General features: G+C 60.6%; 19 protein-coding genes and 1 other RNA gene. 11 read left to right on the forward strand and 9 right to left on the reverse strand.

What is annotated here, in order from left to right:
• Nucleotides 1–17 precede the first annotated feature (17 nt).
• The 8 genes from ABH944_RS00835 (at nucleotide 18) to ruvB (ending at nucleotide 8275) form a co-directional block, all read left to right on the forward strand.
• Nucleotides 18–1424 (forward strand): aminopeptidase P N-terminal domain-containing protein, encoded by a 1407-nt coding sequence (locus ABH944_RS00835; protein WP_404603967.1) that lies wholly within the window; start codon nucleotides 18–20, stop codon nucleotides 1422–1424.
• Nucleotides 1414–2640, forward strand: coding sequence for a UbiH/UbiF/VisC/COQ6 family ubiquinone biosynthesis hydroxylase (locus ABH944_RS00840; protein ID WP_404603968.1), 1227 nt, complete (start codon nucleotides 1414–1416; stop codon nucleotides 2638–2640). The genes ABH944_RS00835 and ABH944_RS00840 overlap by 11 nt, the downstream gene beginning before the upstream one ends.
• A 227-nt stretch (nucleotides 2641–2867) precedes the next feature.
• Nucleotides 2868–3980 carry a tRNA dihydrouridine synthase DusB gene (gene dusB / locus ABH944_RS00845; protein WP_404603969.1) on the forward strand — a complete coding sequence of 371 codons (1113 nt, stop codon included), beginning with the start codon at nucleotides 2868–2870 and terminating at the stop codon, nucleotides 3978–3980.
• On the forward strand, nucleotides 3977–4210 hold the full coding sequence (locus ABH944_RS00850) for a Fis family transcriptional regulator (protein WP_031357513.1): 234 nt from the start codon (nucleotides 3977–3979) through the stop codon (nucleotides 4208–4210). Before dusB ends, ABH944_RS00850 begins: the two co-directional genes overlap by 4 nt.
• 95 nt (nucleotides 4211–4305) lie before the next feature.
• Nucleotides 4306–5871 carry a bifunctional phosphoribosylaminoimidazolecarboxamide formyltransferase/IMP cyclohydrolase gene (gene purH / locus ABH944_RS00855; protein WP_404603970.1) on the forward strand — a complete coding sequence of 522 codons (1566 nt, stop codon included), beginning with the start codon at nucleotides 4306–4308 and terminating at the stop codon, nucleotides 5869–5871.
• 105 nt (nucleotides 5872–5976) lie between these two features.
• Nucleotides 5977–6519, forward strand: coding sequence for a crossover junction endodeoxyribonuclease RuvC (gene ruvC, locus ABH944_RS00860; RefSeq protein WP_404603971.1), 543 nt, complete (start codon nucleotides 5977–5979; stop codon nucleotides 6517–6519).
• Between the two features lie 21 nt (nucleotides 6520–6540).
• The gene (gene ruvA, locus ABH944_RS00865; protein WP_062090400.1) at nucleotides 6541–7122 is read left to right on the forward strand and encodes a Holliday junction branch migration protein RuvA; all 582 of its coding nucleotides are present in this window, start codon (nucleotides 6541–6543) and stop codon (nucleotides 7120–7122) included.
• Between the two features lie 88 nt (nucleotides 7123–7210).
• Complete coding sequence (ruvB, locus tag ABH944_RS00870) at nucleotides 7211–8275, forward strand: Holliday junction branch migration DNA helicase RuvB (RefSeq protein WP_404603972.1); 1065 nt, start codon at nucleotides 7211–7213, stop codon at nucleotides 8273–8275.
• 185 nt (nucleotides 8276–8460) lie between these two features.
• On the opposite strand, the gene ABH944_RS00875 is transcribed toward ruvB, so the two are convergent.
• The 3 genes from ABH944_RS00875 to tyrS all read right to left on the reverse strand — a co-directional run bounded on the left by ABH944_RS00875 (nucleotide 8461) and on the right by tyrS (nucleotide 10919).
• Nucleotides 8461–9123 (reverse strand): histidine phosphatase family protein, encoded by a 663-nt coding sequence (locus ABH944_RS00875; RefSeq protein WP_404603973.1) that lies wholly within the window; start codon nucleotides 9121–9123, stop codon nucleotides 8461–8463.
• A gap of 76 nt (nucleotides 9124–9199) precedes the next feature.
• A complete protein-coding gene (gene dtd, locus ABH944_RS00880) occupies nucleotides 9200–9658 on the reverse strand; it encodes a D-aminoacyl-tRNA deacylase (RefSeq protein WP_404603974.1) in 459 nt (152 codons plus the stop codon).
• A 4-nt stretch (nucleotides 9659–9662) separates the two neighbouring features.
• Nucleotides 9663–10919: a tyrosine--tRNA ligase gene (gene tyrS, locus ABH944_RS00885; protein ID WP_404603975.1), complete on the reverse strand. Its 1257-nt coding sequence runs from the start codon at nucleotides 10917–10919 to the stop codon at nucleotides 9663–9665.
• Between the two features lie 393 nt (nucleotides 10920–11312).
• Here tyrS and ABH944_RS00890 point away from each other — a divergent pair, with 393 nt between their 5' ends.
• The gene (locus ABH944_RS00890; protein WP_404604265.1) at nucleotides 11313–12446 is read left to right on the forward strand and encodes an anhydro-N-acetylmuramic acid kinase; all 1134 of its coding nucleotides are present in this window, start codon (nucleotides 11313–11315) and stop codon (nucleotides 12444–12446) included.
• Between the two features lie 220 nt (nucleotides 12447–12666).
• On the opposite strand, the gene erpA is transcribed toward ABH944_RS00890, so the two are convergent.
• The 3 genes from erpA to rplM all read right to left on the reverse strand — a co-directional run bounded on the left by erpA (nucleotide 12667) and on the right by rplM (nucleotide 14118).
• A complete protein-coding gene (gene erpA / locus ABH944_RS00895) occupies nucleotides 12667–13032 on the reverse strand; it encodes an iron-sulfur cluster insertion protein ErpA (protein ID WP_031357523.1) in 366 nt (121 codons plus the stop codon).
• A gap of 253 nt (nucleotides 13033–13285) precedes the next feature.
• Complete coding sequence (gene rpsI, locus ABH944_RS00900; protein ID WP_056355701.1) at nucleotides 13286–13678, reverse strand: 30S ribosomal protein S9; 393 nt, start codon at nucleotides 13676–13678, stop codon at nucleotides 13286–13288.
• Between the two features lie 11 nt (nucleotides 13679–13689).
• A complete protein-coding gene (gene rplM, locus ABH944_RS00905) occupies nucleotides 13690–14118 on the reverse strand; it encodes a 50S ribosomal protein L13 (RefSeq protein ID WP_031357525.1) in 429 nt (142 codons plus the stop codon).
• Nucleotides 14119–14763: 645 nt separating this feature from the next.
• On the opposite strand from rplM, the gene ABH944_RS00910 reads away from it, so the two are divergent.
• Complete coding sequence (locus tag ABH944_RS00910) at nucleotides 14764–15186, forward strand: OsmC family protein (RefSeq protein WP_062090395.1); 423 nt, start codon at nucleotides 14764–14766, stop codon at nucleotides 15184–15186.
• 75 nt (nucleotides 15187–15261) lie between these two features.
• On the opposite strand, the gene rnpB is transcribed toward ABH944_RS00910, so the two are convergent.
• The 3 genes from rnpB to pyrC all read right to left on the reverse strand — a co-directional run bounded on the left by rnpB (nucleotide 15262) and on the right by pyrC (nucleotide 17763).
• Nucleotides 15262–15679: RNase P RNA component class A (rnpB, locus tag ABH944_RS00915), an RNA gene on the reverse strand.
• A gap of 46 nt (nucleotides 15680–15725) precedes the next feature.
• A complete protein-coding gene (locus ABH944_RS00920; RefSeq protein ID WP_404604266.1) occupies nucleotides 15726–16532 on the reverse strand; it encodes a DUF3025 domain-containing protein in 807 nt (268 codons plus the stop codon).
• 145 nt (nucleotides 16533–16677) lie between these two features.
• Nucleotides 16678–17763 carry a dihydroorotase gene (gene pyrC, locus ABH944_RS00925; protein ID WP_404603976.1) on the reverse strand — a complete coding sequence of 362 codons (1086 nt, stop codon included), beginning with the start codon at nucleotides 17761–17763 and terminating at the stop codon, nucleotides 16678–16680.
• Nucleotides 17764–18147: 384 nt separating this feature from the next.
• On the opposite strand from pyrC, the gene ABH944_RS00930 reads away from it, so the two are divergent.
• A complete protein-coding gene (locus ABH944_RS00930; RefSeq protein ID WP_404603977.1) occupies nucleotides 18148–19050 on the forward strand; it encodes a class II glutamine amidotransferase in 903 nt (300 codons plus the stop codon).
• The last annotated feature ends 60 nt before the right edge of the window (nucleotides 19051–19110 follow it).

Raw genomic sequence — 19110 nt, forward strand, 5'->3', positions numbered from 1 at the left:
AGCGCTACAATCGCTGAATGAACTCATCGACTGAAGCCCAATCCTTATTAGCCATCGACGTCTACCGGAGCCGCCGTGACCGCGTCCTCGCGGCGCTGCGGGAATCGGGCGGCGGCGTGGCAATCGTTCCGACGGCGCGCGAGGTCATGCGCAACCGCGACGCCGACTACCCGTTCCGCCACGACAGCTACTTCTACTACCTCACGGGCTTCGCCGAACCGGAAGCAACGTTGATCCTCAACGCCGGCGCCGAGGGGGACGAGCCGGCAGCCATCCTGTTCTGCCGCGAGAAAAACGCCGAGCGCGAAACCTGGGAAGGTTTCCGCTACGGCCCCGAAGGCGCACGCCTCGCGTTGGGTTTCGACGCGGCGTTTCCCATCGATCAACTCGATACGGAAATGCCCCGCCTGCTCGCCGATAACCCCGCGCTGCACTATGCGCTCGGCAGTTCCGCGGAGCTCGACGAGCAGGTTCGCGGCTGGCTCGCGGCGGTTCGGGCGCAGAGCCGGACCGGCGTGAAAGCGCCTACGAAAGCGATCGATTTGCTGCCGGTGCTCGACGAAATGCGCCTCATCAAGGACGCGCACGAACTCGGGATCATGCGGCGCGCGGGGACGATCTCCGCGGAGGCGCACCGGCGCGCGATGCAAACCTGCCGCCCCGGCATGCACGAATACGAGATCGAAGCCGAGCTGCTCTACACGTTCCGCCGACGCGGCGCGCAAGCGCCCGCGTACGGCACGATCGTCGCGGCCGGCGCGAATGCCTGCACGCTGCACTACCCGGCGGGCAACACAATCGTGCGCGAAGGCGACCTGATCCTGATCGACGCCGCGTGCGAGCTCGACGGTTATGCGTCCGACATCACGCGCACGTTTCCGGCGAGCGGACGGTTCACATCGGCGCAAAGGGAAATCTACGAGATCGTGCTGGCCGCGCAATATGCCGCCGTCGACGCAACCCGCGAAGGCGTCAGCTTCGACGCGCCGCACGAAGCCGCCGTGCGTGTGTTGTCGCAGGGCTTGCTGGACACGGGGATCATCGACCGGAATAAATTCGCGACTGCCGACGATGTCATCGCCGAGCGGGCATATCAGCGCTTCTACATGCATCGGACAAGCCACTGGCTCGGCATGGACGTGCACGACGCCGGCGATTATCGCGACGCCCATGCGCAACTCGACGACCAGGGCGCTCGCGCGTGGCGCACGTTGAAGGCGGGCATGACGCTGACCATTGAGCCGGGTTTGTACATCCGCGCCGCAGAAGACGTGCCCGAACGGTACACGGACATCGGTATCCGGATCGAGGACGACGCGATTGTCACAGCCAATGGCTGCGAGTTGATGACCCGCGAAGTGCCGGTGGATGCCGACGAAATCGAAGCCTTGATGCGCGATGCGCAAACGCCAGATGCAAATTGAAACTGCGGAAACTATCGGCCACGCACCGCCTGCCGATTATCACTTCGATATCGCCATTGTCGGTGCGGGTCCTGTCGGGCTCGCGCTCGCGGGCTGGCTGGCGAAAAGGAGCGCAACGTCGCGCTTGTCGGTGGCGTTGATTGATGCACGCGAGCCCGGGGCGGCGTCGGCTGATCCGCGTGCCATCGCGGTGTCGCATGGCAGCCGCGCGATGCTCGAGTCATCGCTCGGTTTTCCCGCCGATGCCACCCCGATCAAACGCATTCACGTTTCACAACGTGGCCAGTTCGGCCGCACGCTGATCGATCACGATGAACACGGTTTGCCTGCGCTCGGCTACCTCGTGCGTTACGGCTCGCTTGTTACAACCCTCGCTCAAGCCGTCAGCAAAACCGGCGTGCACTGGTTCACGGAAACCACGGCATCCACACCCTTGCACGACCACGATGGCGTCACGCTCCCAATTCGTTCGGCAACCGACGACCGGACGATCCGCGCTCGCGTTCTGGTGAACGCCGAAGGTGGGTTGTACAAGGAGGCGGACGCTTCTTCCGCGCTTTTCGCCGAGGCCAAGAACACACGCGATTATGGCCAGACGGCTATTGTTGGGACCGTGAGCGTATCGTCGCCGCAGCCCGGCGTCGCGTGGGAACGCTTCACGCCCGAAGGGCCGATCGCACTGCTGCCATGCGGCGGCGCGCGCCAGGCGGACTACGCGCTTGTCTGGTGCTGTGATCCTGAAGAAGCGGCACGCCGCTCGCAACTCCCCGACGATGCATTCCTCGCGGAGCTCGGCTCGGCCTTCGGCGAGCGCATGGGCCGCTTCACGCGCATCACCGGCCGCGCGATGTTCCCGCTTGGGCTGAATGCGTTGAATGCGCTGGTCGACCGGCGCACGGTCGCTATCGGAAACGCGGCGCAAACGCTGCATCCCGTTGCAGGGCAAGGACTCAATCTGGGCTTGCGCGACGCCCACGCGCTCTGCGACGCGTTATCGACCAACGGCCCGACCACCGTCGCATTGAGTCTTTTTGCTCAACGGCGCGCATTGGACCGGCGCATGACGATTGGCGCAACCGATACACTCGCGCGTCTTTTCACCGTCGATTTCGCGCCACTCGCCGCGATGCGCGGGTTGGCGTTGAGCGCGTTAGAACTGGTCCCGCCGGTTAAAACCGTGCTGGCGCGACAGATGATGTTCGGGCAACGGCGCTGACCCGGGGAATCCGTGCGATCAGCGCGTATCGATCAGGTCAAAGATGCTTTCTCCGCACTGCATTCATCTGCCCATAGTTGAGCTTTTCCTCTATGACGTTCGCGATATTCATAGAAGATTTAACAACTTGCGCGACGATTGGACTTAATTGACCCGGCACGTTCGCGTTAAAATAGGCGTTTCCTTAAGCGCTTTTGCGTCCCTGCATTTGGGGCGCCGCGAGTTTCATGCCCATTTCCACACCGGCCATCGGCCCCCATATTTTGCGCAACAACTTGTTTGTCGCCCCCATGGCCGGGGTGACGGACCGTCCGTTCCGGCAGTTGTGCAAACGCATGGGCGCGGGTTACGCGGTGTCCGAAATGGTTGCGTCGAATGCGCAATTGTGGAAAAGCGAGAAAACGCTCCGCCGCGCGAATCACACCGGCGAGGTGGAGCCCATCTCCGTGCAGATCGCAGGCGCTGATCCGAAAATGCTGGCCGAAGCCGCGCGTCACAACGTCGCGAACGGCGCGCAGATTATCGACATCAACATGGGCTGCCCAGCCAAGAAAGTCTGCAATGTGGCGGCCGGGTCAGCATTGCTGCAAAACGAAACGCTGGTCGCGCAGATCGTGCAGGCCGTGGTGAACGCAGTCGGCGTTGGCCCGGACGCGGTGCCCGTCACGCTGAAGATCCGCACGGGCTGGAATCGCGAGAACAAAAACGCGCTCAACATTGCGCGCATTGCACAGGATGCGGGCATTGCCATGCTGACCGTGCACGGTCGCACTCGCGCCGATCTCTACAAGGGCGACGCGGAATACGAGACCATTGCCGCCGTCAAAGCGTCCGTGCGCATTCCGGTGGTAGCCAACGGCGACATCGCCACGCCTGAAAAAGCGCGCCACGTGCTGGCCGTAACCGGTGCGGACGCAATCATGATTGGACGTGCCGCGCAGGGGCGCCCGTGGCTCTTTCGCGAGATCGAACATTTTCTGGCAACGGGCGAACATTTGCCCGCGCCGCGTATCGACGAGATCCAGCAACTGATGAATGAGCATCTCGAAGATCACTATGATTTCTATGGCGAATTCACGGGCGTTCGTACAGCGCGCAAACACATCGGCTGGTACACTCGCGGCCTTTCCGGCGCCAACACGTTCAGACATCGGATGAACACGCTGGATTCCACACGAGAACAATTGCTCGCCGTGAACGAATTCTTCAACGCTCAAAAGGCGTTGTCCGACCGTCTCGTCTATGTCGAAGAACTCGACGCAGACAGCGACCGCGGCGGCAACGACGAAGCGGAAGAATCGTGCGACGGGCAGAACCACACAGACCGACTAGCCGCATGAGTAGACATCACATAGAACAATGCGTCCGCCAGAGCCTGGATAATTATTTCCAGGACCTGGACGGCTCCAAACCGCACGACGTCTACGAGATGGTGATTTCGTGCGTCGAGAAACCCATGCTGGAAGTTGTGCTGAAGCAAGCCGAAGGCAACCAGTCGCTCGCGGCGGAGTTTCTCGGCATCAACCGCAACACGCTGCGCAAGAAGCTGCAACAACACGGCCTCATCTGAAGCACCAGATTTAATCCGGACCGTCGCGGCGTACGGCGGTCGACCCGAATTTCCTGATTCCCTCGACTCCCCTACCGGCCTCCGCCGTTCCCATCATGATCAAGCAAGCGCTCCTTTCCGTTTCCGACAAGTCTGGCATTGTCGAATTTGCGAAATCGCTGTCGGAGCTAGGCGTCAGCCTGCTCTCGACCGGCGGCACTGCAAAACTCCTGGCCAATGCCGGTCTGCCCGTCACCGAAGTCGCCGACTACACCGGGTTCCCGGAGATGCTCGACGGCCGCGTGAAAACGCTGCACCCGAAGGTTCACGGCGGCATTCTGGCGCGCCGCGATCTTCCGGAGCACATGGCCGCACTCGAACAACACGGCATTCCGACCATCGACCTGCTGGTGGTGAACCTGTATCCGTTCGTGCAGACGGTATCGAAGGAAGAATGCTCGCTGGAAGACGCGATCGAGAATATCGATATTGGCGGCCCGACCATGCTGCGTTCGGCAGCGAAGAACCATCGTGACGTGACGGTAATCGTCGATCCGTCGGATTACGCGACGGTCCTCGAGGAAATGCGCGCGGCTAAAAACACGGTCAGCTACGCAACGAACTTCAAGCTCGCCACCAAGGTGTTCGCGCACACCGCACAATACGACGGCGCGATCACGAATTACCTGACGAGCCTGACCGACGAACTGCAGCACAAGAGCCGCAACACTTACCCGTCGACGTTCAACCTCGCGTTCACCAAGGTGCAGGACCTGCGTTACGGCGAGAACCCGCATCAAAGCGCTGCGTTCTATCGCGACCTGACGACACTCCCCGGCGCGCTCGCGAACTACAAGCAGTTGCAGGGCAAGGAACTGTCGTACAACAACATTGCGGACTCCGACGCTGCCTGGGAATGCGTGAAGACCTTCGACGTGCCGGCCTGCGTGATCGTCAAGCACGCGAATCCGTGTGGCGTGGCGACCGGCGCGGATGCGCACGAAGCGTACTCGAAGGCACTGCAGACCGATCCCACATCCGCGTTCGGCGGCATCATCGCGTTCAACCGTGAAGTGGATGAAGCGGCAGCGCGGGCTGTTGCCAAGCAGTTCGTGGAGGTGCTCATGGCACCCTCGTTCAGCGATGCGGCCAAGCAGATTTTCGCGGCGAAGCAAAACGTGCGTCTGCTGCAACTCGATCTCGGCGACGGCCACAACGCATTCGACCTGAAGCGCGTGGGCGGCGGCCTGCTTGTCCAATCGCTGGATTCGAAGAACGTCCAGCCGCACGAGTTGCGCGTGGTCACGAAGCGTCATCCCACGCCGAAGGAAATGGACGATCTGCTGTTCGCGTGGCGCGTCGCCAAATACGTGAAGTCGAACGCCATTGTGTTCTGCGGCGGCGGCATGACGATTGGTGTGGGCGCGGGCCAGATGAGCCGCGTGGATTCGGCGCGTATTGCCAGCATCAAGGCGCAAAACGCGGGTTTGTCGCTGGCCGGATCGGCAGTGGCATCGGACGCGTTTTTCCCGTTTCGCGACGGCCTCGACGTCGTGGTCAACGCTGGCGCGACCTGCGTCATCCAGCCGGGTGGCTCCATGCGCGATGACGAAGTGATCGCGGCTGCGGACGAGCACAACATTGCAATGGTGCTGACCGGAACGCGTCACTTCCGTCACTGAGTACGTTTCGCCTTCGGATAGCCCGGTGGCCGGCAGGCACACCGGGCTTTTTACTTTCCGCGCCGCGCTGTTAGTATCGCAAGCACTACGTTCCAACGGCACTCCATGAGAATTCTCGGTATTGACCCGGGCCTGCGTGTGACTGGTTTCGGCGTCATCGACAAAACCGGCCAAACGCTGACCTACGTGACGAGCGGCGTCATCAAGACCGCCGACGCGGATTTGCCGTCGCGTCTCCACACGATCTTCGAAGGTATCTCGACGCTTGTCCGGCAACACGCGCCCGACCAGTCCGCGATCGAAAAAGTGTTTGTCAACGTCAATCCGCAATCCACGCTGTTGCTCGGCCAGGCTCGTGGCGCAGCAATTTGTGGCTTGGTCGCGAGCGGCGTGCCGGTCGCCGAATACACGGCTTTGCAGTTGAAGCAAGCCGTGGTGGGCTATGGCCGCGCCACGAAAGAACAAATGCAGCAAATGGTCGTCCGCTTGCTCGCGCTTACAGGGGTGCCCAGCACCGACGCGGCCGACGCGCTCGGCATGGCCATCTGCCACGCGCACGCCGGCGGCGCGATGACAGCACTCGGCGAGATCGCGCCATCGCTGGCTAAAAAGGGCCTGCGCGTACGGCACGGCCGCCTTGTCGGTTAACTCCACTACAAGTTCCTCACCATGATTGGTCGCATAGCAGGCGTTTTGCTGGAAAAAAATCCGCCGTACTTGCTCGTTGATTGCGGCGGCGTAGGCTACGAAATCGCCGTACCTATGAGCACCTTCTACAACCTGCCGAACAGTGGCGAAAAGGTCGTGTTGCTGACCCAGTTGATCGTTCGTGAAGACGCGCATTTGCTGTACGGATTCGGCACGCAACAGGAGCGCACGACCTTTCGTGAACTGCTCAAGATCAGCGGGATCGGGGCACGCATGGCGCTGGCCGTGCTGTCGGGCATGAGCGTTCAGGAACTCGCTCAGGCAGTGACGATGCAGGACGCCGCTCGTTTGACCCGAACGCCGGGTATTGGCAAGAAGACGGCCGAGCGCCTGTTGCTCGAGCTGAAAGGCAAGCTTGGCGCGGATCTGGGTACGGCACCAGGCACGGTAAGCGGGCCGGACCACGCGAGTGACATCCTGAATGCATTGCTGGCACTGGGTTACTCCGAAAAAGAAGCGCTTCTGTCGGTCAAGAATGTTCCGGCCGGCACGGGCGTCTCCGATGGCATCAAACTGGCGTTGAAGGCGCTCTCCAAAAGCTAGTCAGGCCAGTGTCCCACGCGACTGATCCGGCCAACAGTCGGCCGATCGGCCAACTTTCGGTGTTCGAGCCACGCGGTACAATCGACACATGATAGAAACCGACAAACTCGCTGCCGAACGCATCATTTCGGCTACTCCCGTCTCGCCGAACGAGGAAGTGTTCGAGCGCGCGCTGCGGCCGCGCCAGCTCGAGGAATACGTCGGGCAGGAAAAGATCCGGAGCCAGCTCGAGATCTTCATCGAAGCGGCGCGGCGTCGCTCGGAGGCGCTCGATCACGTGCTGTTGTTCGGGCCGCCGGGTCTCGGCAAGACCACGCTCGCGCACATCATCGCGCGGGAAATGGGCGTGAATCTGCGGCAAACGTCGGGACCGGTACTGGAACGCGCCGGCGACCTCGCCGCGCTGCTCACAAACCTTGAAAAGAACGATGTACTTTTCATCGACGAGATTCACCGGCTGTCGCCGGTCGTCGAAGAAATTCTGTATCCGGCGCTCGAGGATTATCAGATCGACATCATGATTGGCGAAGGTCCGGCCGCGCGCAGCGTGAAGCTCGACCTCCAGCCCTTCACACTGGTGGGTGCCACCACGCGCGCCGGCATGCTGACTAATCCATTGCGGGATCGCTTCGGCATTGTGTCGCGGCTCGAGTTCTATACCGCGAGCGAACTGGCGCGAATCGTTACGCGCTCGGCTTCGCTGTTAAAGGCGGATATCGTGCCGGAAGGTGCGTTGGAAATAGCGAAGCGGGCACGCGGCACGCCACGGATCGCGAACCGGCTGCTCAGGCGCGTGCGCGATTTCGCCGAGGTAAAAGCGGACGGCAATATCACCGCCGAAGTAGCGGACGCCGCGTTGAAAATGCTCGACGTGGACGCGGTCGGCTTCGACCTGATGGACCGGAAACTGCTGGAAGCCATCCTGCACAAGTTCGATGGCGGCCCGGTCGGGGTCGACAACCTCGCCGCGGCCATCGGCGAGGAGCGCGACACCATTGAAGACGTGCTCGAGCCCTATTTGATCCAGCAGGGATACTTGCAGCGCACGCCACGCGGACGCGTTGCCACGTTGCTTACCTATCGCCACTTTGGCCTTGCTGCCCCGGACGCCGGGCCGGTCCGCGAGCTGTGGGATGCCAACACTGAAAGCTGAGTCAACAGCTGCAATTGCCGAAACAGCCTGATAGCAGCTAGCAAAGCAATGTCCCATCAAGCAAGTCCGCGCCCTGACGAGTCATCCGGCTTAGCGGGCAGATGGTCAAGCGGCACGTGCGCTGCGGGCTTGCCGGCAGTATCGCGAGCCCAACGACCCCGGCGCCGCGCAGCGATGAAGCCCGACTAGCGCGGCACTTCCTTCAGGTCGTCGTCGCTGCCGGGGGAAGAAAGATGCTCGACGTCGCCCCAGGACACGACCCTCGCCTGACCGTTCTCAAACTCCACCACGTTGATGCTCGAATTCAGCAGCGGCCAACCGCGCGGCTCCTCGAGCGGCAATCCGCGCACAAACCGATAAATGCAGTCCAGCACGCCACCATGCGCGACGACCGCGATACGTCCGTCCGGATACGCGGCGACGATAGGTTCGACAGCGCGCAGCACACGTTGTGAGAATGCTCGTTGCGACTCTCCGCCAGGTGGCGTGAAATCCGGGTCATGACTCTGCCAAATCGCGTATTCGGTCGGATATTTCGCGCGGATCTCTTCACCACTATGAGCTTGAAAGTCACCGTACAACCGTTCACGCAGACCTTCACTCAGGTTCAGCGGCAAACCAAGTGCATCCGCGAACGGTTTGGCCGTTTGCTGGGCACGTTGCAGATCGCTGCAATACACTGCGTCGAGCCGCGCGCCGGCCTTCGACTCCTGCAGGAGACGCCGCGCAAGCTGCCCGGCTTGCGCCACGCCACTCGCAGCCAGTGGAATATCAATATGCCCCTGAATGCGTTTGATCCGATTCCAGTCGGTTTCGCCATGCCTGATGAAGAGGACTTTCGTGGTCATGGGATATGTGAAACTCCGGAAGGTGCACCCGGCCGACAGGTGCGGTGACAAAATTCAGGAGCGTCTCGGGGACGTCTCAGGAACGTACTTGCAGCCAGAACGTGACCGGCCCGTCGTTCACCAGCGAGACCTGCATGTCCGCGCCGAACTCGCCCGTCTCGACAATGGGATGCGCGGCGCGCGCCTGCGCCACGAAGTAGTCGAACAGCCTGCGGCCTTCCTCGGGCGGCGCGGCCGGCGTGAAGCTTGGCCGCAGCCCGCTGGAGGTATCGGCCGCGAGGGTGAATTGCGACACGAGCAACACCCCGCCCGCGCGCCCGTTGCCGTCTATATCCCGCACCGGCAGATTCATCTTGCCGGCAGCGTCGCTAAACACGCGATACGCGAGCATCTTTGCCAGCAGCTTGCCTGCAACCGCGGGCGTGTCGCCACGCTCCGCGCACACCAGCGCCAGCAAGCCGGCATCGATCGCACCCGTTATTCGCTCACCCACGCGCACGTCGGCTCGCAAAACACGCTGGATGAGTGCGATCACACGCTTACGCCGTCAGCGTGACGCGTGCGAAACGGCGTTTGCCGACCTGCACGACAAACTCGCCCGCCTCGATCCTCAAGCCCTTGTCGGACACCGTCACGCCGTCGATCTTCACGCCAGCCTGCTCGATATTGCGGAGCGCCTCGCTAGTCGAAGGCACCAGCCCGGCTTGCTTCAGCAACTGCCCGATGGCAAGCGGTGCGCCGCTGAGCGTCACCGACGGAATCTCGTCTGGCACCCCACCCTTTGCACGATGGTTGAAGTCTTCCAGCGCCCGTTCAGCGTCAGCAGGCGAATGGAAACGCCCGACAATTTCCTGCCCGAGCAGCACCTTGAAATCGCGCGGATTACGACCGCCCTCGGCTTCGCTCTTGAAGCGCGCAATCTCTTCGATACTTCTAAACGACAGCAGCTCGAAGTAGCGCCACATGAGCGTGTCGGAGATGCTCATCAGCTTGCCGAACATGTCGGTGGGCTTCTCGCTGATGCCAATGTAGTTGTGCTTCGACTTCGACATCTTCTCGACGCCATCCAGCCCTTCCAGCAGCGGCATGGTCAAGATGCATTGCTGCTCCTGGCCATATTGCTTTTGCAGTTCGCGACCGACCAGCAGATTGAATTTCTGGTCCGTGCCGCCGAGTTCGAGATCGGCGTTCAGCGCAACCGAGTCGTAACCCTGCATCAGCGGATACAGCAGTTCGTGGATCGAGATGGGCATGCCGCCCTGGTAGCGCTTCGTGAAATCCTCGCGCTCAAGAATTCGCGCGACCGTGTAGCGTGACGCGAGCTTGATCATGCCGTCGGCGCCCAGCGGCATGGACCATTCGCTGTTGTAGCGAATCTCGGTCTTCTCACGATCCAGCACGAGCGCGGCCTGCTCGAAATAGGTCTTCGCGTTCGACTCGATCTGCTCACGCGTAAGCGGTGGACGCGTGGCGTTACGCCCCGACGGATCGCCGATCAGCGACGTGAAGTCGCCGATCAGGAAGATCACCGTATGGCCGAGGTCCTGCAACTGACGCATCTTGTTCAGGACAACGGTATGGCCAATATGGATATCAGGTGCGGTCGGGTCGAGGCCAAGCTTGATGCGCAGCGGCTTGCCGCTCGCGGCGCTGCGAGCGAGCTTCTGCGCGAACTCAGCTTCGATCAGCAGTTCGTCACAGCCCCGTTTCGCGATGGCAAGCGCGGCCTGCACTTCGTCGGTGAGGGGCAAGGTTTTCGCAGCCGAAGCCGGAGAGTCGTTCGGTTCAGTGGTCATGCTTGCAACTTTTTCGGGTGATTTATTCGGGGCGCTAACAGGCGCGTATCAGGCAACAGCCGCGGCTTCCAGACTCGTTCACAGTCGCGTTCGAACACGGAAAATCGTGCGGCATTCGCTTGTTCAGGCAACGGATTTTACGTGATGTCGCCAGCCTTCGCCCCGTTTTCCCCGTGTGTTGACCGTTTGGCCATGTTTCGAACGCCTTGGCTCCGCAAGCGCGGCGCGAAACATAGCCAGATGGCCAGCGGCTTAACTAGCCGCCTCGATGCGTGGATAATCGGTCCATCGCGGCGTTTTGGCCGCACGAATTGCACCAATGCCCGCTCGAACAGCGGTCATCGGCGACCCCGCATCGAACAGGAGAGCAACGTGGCGCGACGGACCGAGGCGATCGAAACAGGTGACATGGCGGACGGCGTGTACTTTGGGCTGATGTCGGGTACGAGCATGGATGGCGTGGACGGTATTGCCGTCCAGTTCGCGGCAGGCAAACCGCCCGTTGTGCTCGGCGAGGCACACGTCGGGTTCTCGCAAGGCCTGCGCGACGCGCTGTTCGCCCTCCAGGCGCCCGGCGACAACGAACTGGAGCGGGAGGCTCTTGCAGCGAACGCGCTGGCCACGCGCTACGCCGTGTGTTGTCACGAACTCGCGAGCATGAGCGGCTACTCGTCGGCGAAAGTCCGCGCGATCGGCGTACACGGGCAGACGGTGCGGCATAGGCCGGAAAAAGGCTACACACGGCAGATCAACAATCCCGCGCTGCTTGCCGAAATGACCAACATCGACATCGTCGCCGACTTTCGTAGCCGCGATGTCGCCGCCGGCGGTCAGGGCGCCCCGCTCGTTCCGGCGTTTCACGCGACCATTTTCGGCAGCAAGGACGAGACGCGCGTGGTCTGCAATCTTGGCGGCATCAGCAACATCACCATTCTCGCGCCCAACGGCAGCGTTCACGGTTTCGATTGCGGACCCGCGAACGCGTTGCTGGACGAATGGGCGCATCGGCACCTGAAACGCCCCTTCGACGAAGGCGGTCGTTTCGCGGCACAGGGCCAGGTGCATCGTCCGTTGCTGAATGCACTGCTCAACGAACCCTTCTTCGAACAGCAGCCACCTAAAAGCACCGGCCGAGACCTATTCAATCCCGCGTGGCTGGACGCCAAGCTCGTCGGTTTTGAAAAGGTATCGCCCGAAGATGTGCAAGCGACGCTTGTTGCGCTGACGGCCGTCACCGTCGCACGAGAAATCGAGCGGCACGCATCCGACTGCCGCGCGGTCTATGTGTGCGGCGGCGGCGCCCGCAATCCGGTGCTGATGCAGGCTATCGAGCAGGCGCTTGGGGAAAGCGGCGTAGCCGGCGTCCCGGTGATGACCACGGACGCGCTCGGAGTGCCGCCACAGCAGGTTGAAGCGTTGGCGTTTGCATGGCTCGCAATGCGCTGCGTGGCCCGTCAGCCGGGCAACGTCTCGACGGTGACAGGCGCAGCGGGAGAACGGGTTCTGGGAGCGATTTATCCGCGGTGAGGGCTGCCCACCGCCAGCAACCTGTTGTTGGCGAAGACGCTATCAGCGCAAAAGAGAAGATGATGGCTCGCCCAAGCGTGCTGCCGGAACTTGGCCCGTTACGTCATCAACGCAATTTCTCCCCGAAGCGCACGTCGAGGCAAACGCTGGCTTACCAAACAAAAACGGAGCCCGAAGGCTCCGTTTCACATTTGCATTACGCCGTGCAATCTAATCGGAATCACGCCGAGAACGAGGATCCGCAACCGCAGGTGCTGGTTGCATTCGGATTCTTGATCACAAACTGCGCGCCGTTCAGATCGTCTTTGTAGTCAATCTCAGCGCCGACGAGGTATTGATAGCTCATCGAATCGATCAGGAGCTGTACGCCAGCTTTGTCCATCACGGTGTCGTCTTCGTTGATGGCTTCGTCGAACGTGAAGCCGTACTGGAACCCCGAACAGCCGCCGCCCTGCACGAACACGCGCAGCTTCAGTTCCGGATTGCCTTCTTCGTCGATCAGTTGCTTGACCTTGTCAGCTGCTGCGTCGGTGAAAACGAACGGCAACGGCATTTCGGTCGTGGGGGTGTCGGTCACAGCGTTCATTCGAACTCTCCAAAAAAGCTTCTAGTGCCTATTGTAGGGCTGATCTCAATATCGTGCTGGAAGCCCATGTAATCAATAGGCTATCGCTCCAGACTATCCCGAATTTGCCGCGGCTGCCTGGGGTATCACAGAAGCATCGCTGAAAAATTGCCGCAATCGTTGAGCATCCACCACGAAAAAAGCCGCCAGCGCATACACGCAGGCGGCTTTTTCGAGCCATTTCGCCGTAATAACGACGAAACCGCCAAACAGCTTAACGCTTCGAGAATTGTTTCCGGCGACGTGCCTTGTGGAAACCAACCTTCTTACGTTCAACTTCACGAGCATCGCGGGTAACGAAGCCGGCTTGTGACAGCGTGGGCTTCAGCGTTGCGTCGTAGTCCATCAGCGCGCGGGTGATGCCGTGGCGAACTGCACCGGCCTGACCCGTTTCACCGCCGCCGTTCACGTTGACCTTGATGTCGAACGTGGTGGCGTGGCTCGTCAGTTCGAGCGGCTGGCGCACGATCATCAGCGACGTTTCGCGCGAGAAATAATCAGCAATGGGCTTGCCATTGACAATGATCTCGCCCGTACCGGACTTGATGAACACGCGAGCAACGGCGCTCTTGCGGCGGCCCGTACCGTAATTCCAATTACCGATCATATGGGCTCCCTTTAGATCTCGAGCGCTTTAGGCTGTTGAGCCGTATGCGGATGCGTTGCGCCAGCGTAGACCTTGAGCTTCTTGATCATCGCGTAGCCGAGCGGACCTTTCGGCAACATGCCCTTGACCGCTTTCTCGAACGCACGGCCCGGGAAGCGTTCTTGCATCTTGTTGAACGTCGTTTCGTAGATGCCGCCCGGATAGCCCGAGTGACGGTAGTACTTCTTGTCAGTACCCTTGTTGCCCGTGACGCGCAACTTGCTGGCGTTGATGATGACGATAAAATCGCCAGTGTCGACGTGCGGGGTGAACTCGGGTTTGTGCTTGCCGCGAAGTCGGGCGGCCACTTCACTGGCGACACGTCCGAGAACCTTATCCGTCGCGTCAATCACGTACCATTCACGCGTCACCTCATGGGCTTTTGCGGAAAACGTCTTCATGATCGATCCAAAAAATAATTCTGCCCTGCTTTGTCCCGCTTGTATGTTCGTGCGCATCGAGGCGCGTGCGGGCTCTCCCTGTTTCTCGTCCACGGGCATGGTGCGGATAGAGAACTTTGAATTATAAGGGAAATTTCGACGTGAAGTCAAAACTTGCCTGTTCGGCGACAAATGCCCATCCTGCCGGCACACAAATCGACGCTAAAGCAGACGAAAAAGCAGACGAAAAAAAGCCCGAACCTTGGGCTCGGGCTGAATCCACCTAGGAGGAGGTGGAGGAGACGCTGTATGTTTGTCGGACTGCGACAACCAGTGAGAGCAAGTATATGAAGTGCTTTTGTGCAAAGCAAGTAAATTTGCATTATGGGATTGAATTTCATAATGCAAAATATATAAACAAGCCATCAGCAGATTATTTATTATTTAAAATCATCTACTTACCTAAAATTTAAAGACTTCACAGGGGCAAATCGCGCTCGAAACCCCTCACTCACAGTAGGGAAATCGCGGATTTATCTTATCTATCGCAATGCAACAAAACTCTATGGCAAACGCAAACGAATGCAGTGCTGCGATTCCTACAATCAGCTAAAACGCTACAATCAACACGATTAGACAAGTGTCTTATGGCACCGGAGTTTTCTCATGGAATGCAAAGTTAGCTGGATGGGACAGGACGGCATGGCGTTTGCCGCGGAAACGGGCAGCGGTCATCTGGTCACAATGGACGGTGCGCCGGAAGGCGGCGGCCGCAACCTCTCGCCGCGGCCTATGGAAATGGTCTTGCTCGGCACGGGCGGTTGCACGGCATACGACGTCGTGATGATCCTGAAGAAAAGCCGCCAGGAAATTGCGGGCTGCTCGGTGACGCTCAAGGCCGAGCGCGCAAGCGAAGACCCGAAAGTGTTCACGAAGATCCACTTTCACTTCACGGTAACGGGCAAGAACCTGAATCCCGCAACGGTCGAACGCGCGATCACGCTCTCGCACGACAAATATTGCTCGGCGTCCATCATGCTGGCGAAAACCGCCGAGCTGACGCATTCCTTCGATATCGTCGCGAGCTGAGTTCCGGGCATCGAAGAAGAAACAAGAAGGAAAAAAAGCCGGCGTCATCACTGACGCCGGCTTTCTTTTTGAATCTCACAAAGCAGGCCGATAAGCCGGATTCTGTGCACGCCTCACGCCCGAAAGCGTAACGCGCGTGGCAGCCATTCCTCTAGTCGCGCCATTACTGGCGCGCTCAAGCTTCCTACCCGCAGACGAGACGGAGGCACCGTCCTGCATCGCGAAGATGCGCGCCTGCCTACTTGGAATTGCTCCGGGTGGAGGTTACCTTGCCGGTCTGCCTTGCAGCAGCCGCGGTGCGCTCTTACCGCACCGTTTCACCCTTACCTGATCCCCGGACTTGCGCCCGGGGCCATCGGCGGTTTGCTTTCTGTTGCCCTGTTCCGCGTGTCGCCACGGATGGCCGTTAGCCATCACCCTGCCTGGTGGAGTCCGGACTTTCCTCGCCCTCTCCGGCCGAAACCGGAAAAGCCGCGACTGCCTGGCCTACTTTGCGACGTCGATTTTAGCATGGGGTCAGCGCGGCCCCGCTGCCAGGCTCATTGCGCAGGTTGTGCCCGCGATCGACGGCCGGACCGGAAGACCTCAGGGTCATCGTAGAAAGACGGGGTTTCGTTTTCGGGCCACCAGCCCGGCACGCCCAGCACGGGCAACGGCGTGAAATACCGGCTGGAAATGGCTTCGCTGTTTAGCCGTTCAGATACTGCGTGGTCGAGGATCGCGCGACGCTCGTCATCGGTAGCGGAGAAATACGCTGGTTCGACGTCCACGATCCACGCATGCCCCGTGCACGCCTTATAAGGTGCGACCAGCTTTTCCAGCAACGCATGACCGAAGATGCGCGCCTCGCATCGAAGACCCCAGGCTGCGCGTTGCTCAACAAGCAGCGTGTGCCAGTCGAATGCGCGAAGCGCGGCGGCAAGCGACGCGTCTGCGCAGGCAAAGAGGATCGCGTTTTCGTCGAAGAGCGTCAGGGCGTCGCGCGCCGCACCTCGGGTCGGGCCGATGCCGAGCACATCGATTTCCGCGGCCTGCCGGGAATTCAGCGCCGCCTTGATGCGCGGATACTGAAACCATATCGAGCCATTGAAGAAATCGTGCAGGTTGTGGCGCGTAGGCACACAGCCGGTCCCAGCAATATGCCCTTCATACGATGCGCCCGCCGGCAAGTCGTCCTGCGCGATGAATGACAGCGGCTTACCGCGTCCGGTTATGCGTGAGTCCCGGTGTACGTCCGCGTTAAGCGCGGAAAGATAGGCTGAGTAGCTAACGAGTGCAGCCTGGCGCCAGCGCTCACCACGCTCAGCAAGTGGCGCCAGCCACGGACAGGACCAGTCGATGTCCATAAAGCGCCGCGCCGCGAGGGTATCGGTTGGCAGCGATGCTGGTTCCGCGTTTTCGGGCTTCAATGAATTTTCCCGGTCGGACATACGAGTCGCCAGAGTGGCGCGCGGGTTACGTCCAGCAAAAACCGGCGCGCCCCGGCAATCGTCACTCCATTCGCCAGCCAATCGATTCGCCACCGCCCAGCGGCACGATTTCATCGCCGCCCGCCATGAATTCTGCCGGCAGGGTCCAGGGTTCCCGGCGCAGCGTCACGCGCTCGGTTGCGCGCGGCAAACCGTAGAAGTCCGCACCGTGAAAACTTGCGAAACCCTCGAGCCGGTCGAGCGCGCCGGCCTGATCGAAGGCTTGCGTGTAGAGCTCCAGAGCATGCAGCGCCGTATAACAACCCGCACAACCGCACGCGTGCTCCTTCAACCCCTTTGCATGCGGCGCGCTGTCCGTGCCGAGGAAAAACCGCGAATTGCCCGACGTGGCCGCCGCGAGCAGCGCCACGCGATGCGTCTCGCGCTTGAGCACCGGCAAGCAGTAGTAGTGCGGCCGGATTCCGCCAACAAACAGCGCGTTACGGTTGTACAGCAGATGATGCGCCGTCAGCGTGGCGCCGGTCGGGCCGTCCGCATCGCGCACGTAATCCGCGGCGTCCTTCGTCGTGATGTGCTCGAACACGACCTTCAGCGCCGGGAAATCGCGGCGCAACGGGGTCATCACGCGGTCGATAAATACCTTCTCGCGATCGAACATATCGATGGCCGGGTCCGTTACTTCGCCATGCACGAGCAGCGGCAGGTCGTGCTTTTGCATGGCCTCCAGCGTTTTCGCGCATTTCGCGATGCTCGTGACGCCGGCGTCCGAATTGGTCGTCGCCCCCGCCGGATAAAGCTTCACACCATGGACAAAACCACTTTCTCGGGCGCGGCGAATTTCATCGGGCGGAGTGTTGTCGGTGAGATAAAGTGTCATCAGCGGCTCGAAACGCGCGCCTGGGCCCTCCTTGGGCAACGCCGCCAGGATGCGCCCGCGATACGCCGCCGCCATTTCGGTCGTCGTCACCGGCGGCCGCAGGTTCGGCATGATGATCGCGCGGCCGAACTGCCGCGCCGTGTGCGGCAGCACGGCGGCAAGCACAGCGCCATCGCGCACATGCAGATGCCAGTCGTCGGGACGTACGAGCGTGACGGAGTCAACGGCGGAGTCGACGGAAGATGCGGAAGCAGGCGTGGAAGCGGACATTGGCGTGATGACGATGAAAATAATCGGATGACGAAACGCAGGGGCAGTAGTGGCCGCGAAAATCAAAAAGCATGAACACGCACGGAAAAACATAAGCGGGGCCGAAGCGTGTTTCAACCTGCGCAACACACTTTCGCCATCAATATCGGCCGGCCGGATCAGCGAATCAAGTGCCAACACTGCGTGCTGAATGAAGCTACCAGTGGCAGCTCCCAGCCCACCCGGTCAGTTTTTCTACCGCGAGCCGGCCCATACCGTGGAAATTCCACAACGATGCCACCCTGCAGTCGAAAGCGGCGATTTTTTGGCGGTTTCGTCGGTGCTATGCTTTGGCTAGCCGTATTGTAACGGTTAGCTCCATTCACCCAGTCTGCAGCCTCAGCAATGTGCCAACTTCTCGGAATGAACTGCGCGGAACCAACGGACGTGACTTTCTCGTTCACCGGTTTCGCGGCGCGTGGCGGCGTTACCGACCATCACGCGGACGGCTGGGGCATTGCGTTCTTTGAAGACAAGGCGTGCCGTCTTTTCATCGATCATCAGTCGTCGGCCAGTTCACCGCTCGCCGAAATGGTAAAGCGTTATCCGATCAAGTCGAAAAACACGATCGCGCATATTCGCAAGGCCACGCAAGGTCACATCCTGCTTGAAAACTGCCATCCGTTCATGCGCGAGTTGTGGGGAAGGCATTGGATTTTCGCGCACAACGGCGACCTGAAAGATTTCAAGCCCTGTCTGAATGGACAATATCAGCCTGTCGGCACTACAGACAGCGAGCTGGCGTTCTGCGCTTTACTGCAAGGTCTGCGGCGCGAATTCCCTGGCTGCCAGCCGCCGCTGGACGAGCTGTTCGCGGCGCTGGAAAAGCTGACGCGTGAGATCACGCAATTCGGCGTATTCAATTTCCTGATGTCGAACGGCCAGGCGCTCTTCACGCATTGCTCCACGCATCTGTATTACCTCGTGCGCAGCTGGCCGTTCTCCACGGCGCATTTGATCGACGCGGACATGTCGATCGATTTCGCGAAGTACACCACGCCGGAAGATCGCGTCGCGGTGATCGCCACCTCGCCGCTCACTGACGACGAAATCTGGACACGCTTCGAACCCGGCGACCTCGCATTGTTCCAGCACGGCGCGCTGCTCAGGACGATCAACGTTCCGGTGCCGGCAGACGTCGCGGAGAAAGCACGCGAACCGTTGTGCAAGGTTTGCGTTGAATCGGTGCTGCGCGCGGAGACCATCGAGACGACGGCGGATGTGGAGACCGAACTCGGGATAGAGTAAATGCGGAGTAGTTGAGGAATAGTTTGAAGTAGTTTCGCGGCTGAAGGATCACCTGAACTC

The organism is Caballeronia udeis, from assembly GCF_044909315.1.
Classification (GTDB): domain Bacteria; phylum Pseudomonadota; class Gammaproteobacteria; order Burkholderiales; family Burkholderiaceae; genus Caballeronia; species Caballeronia udeis_A.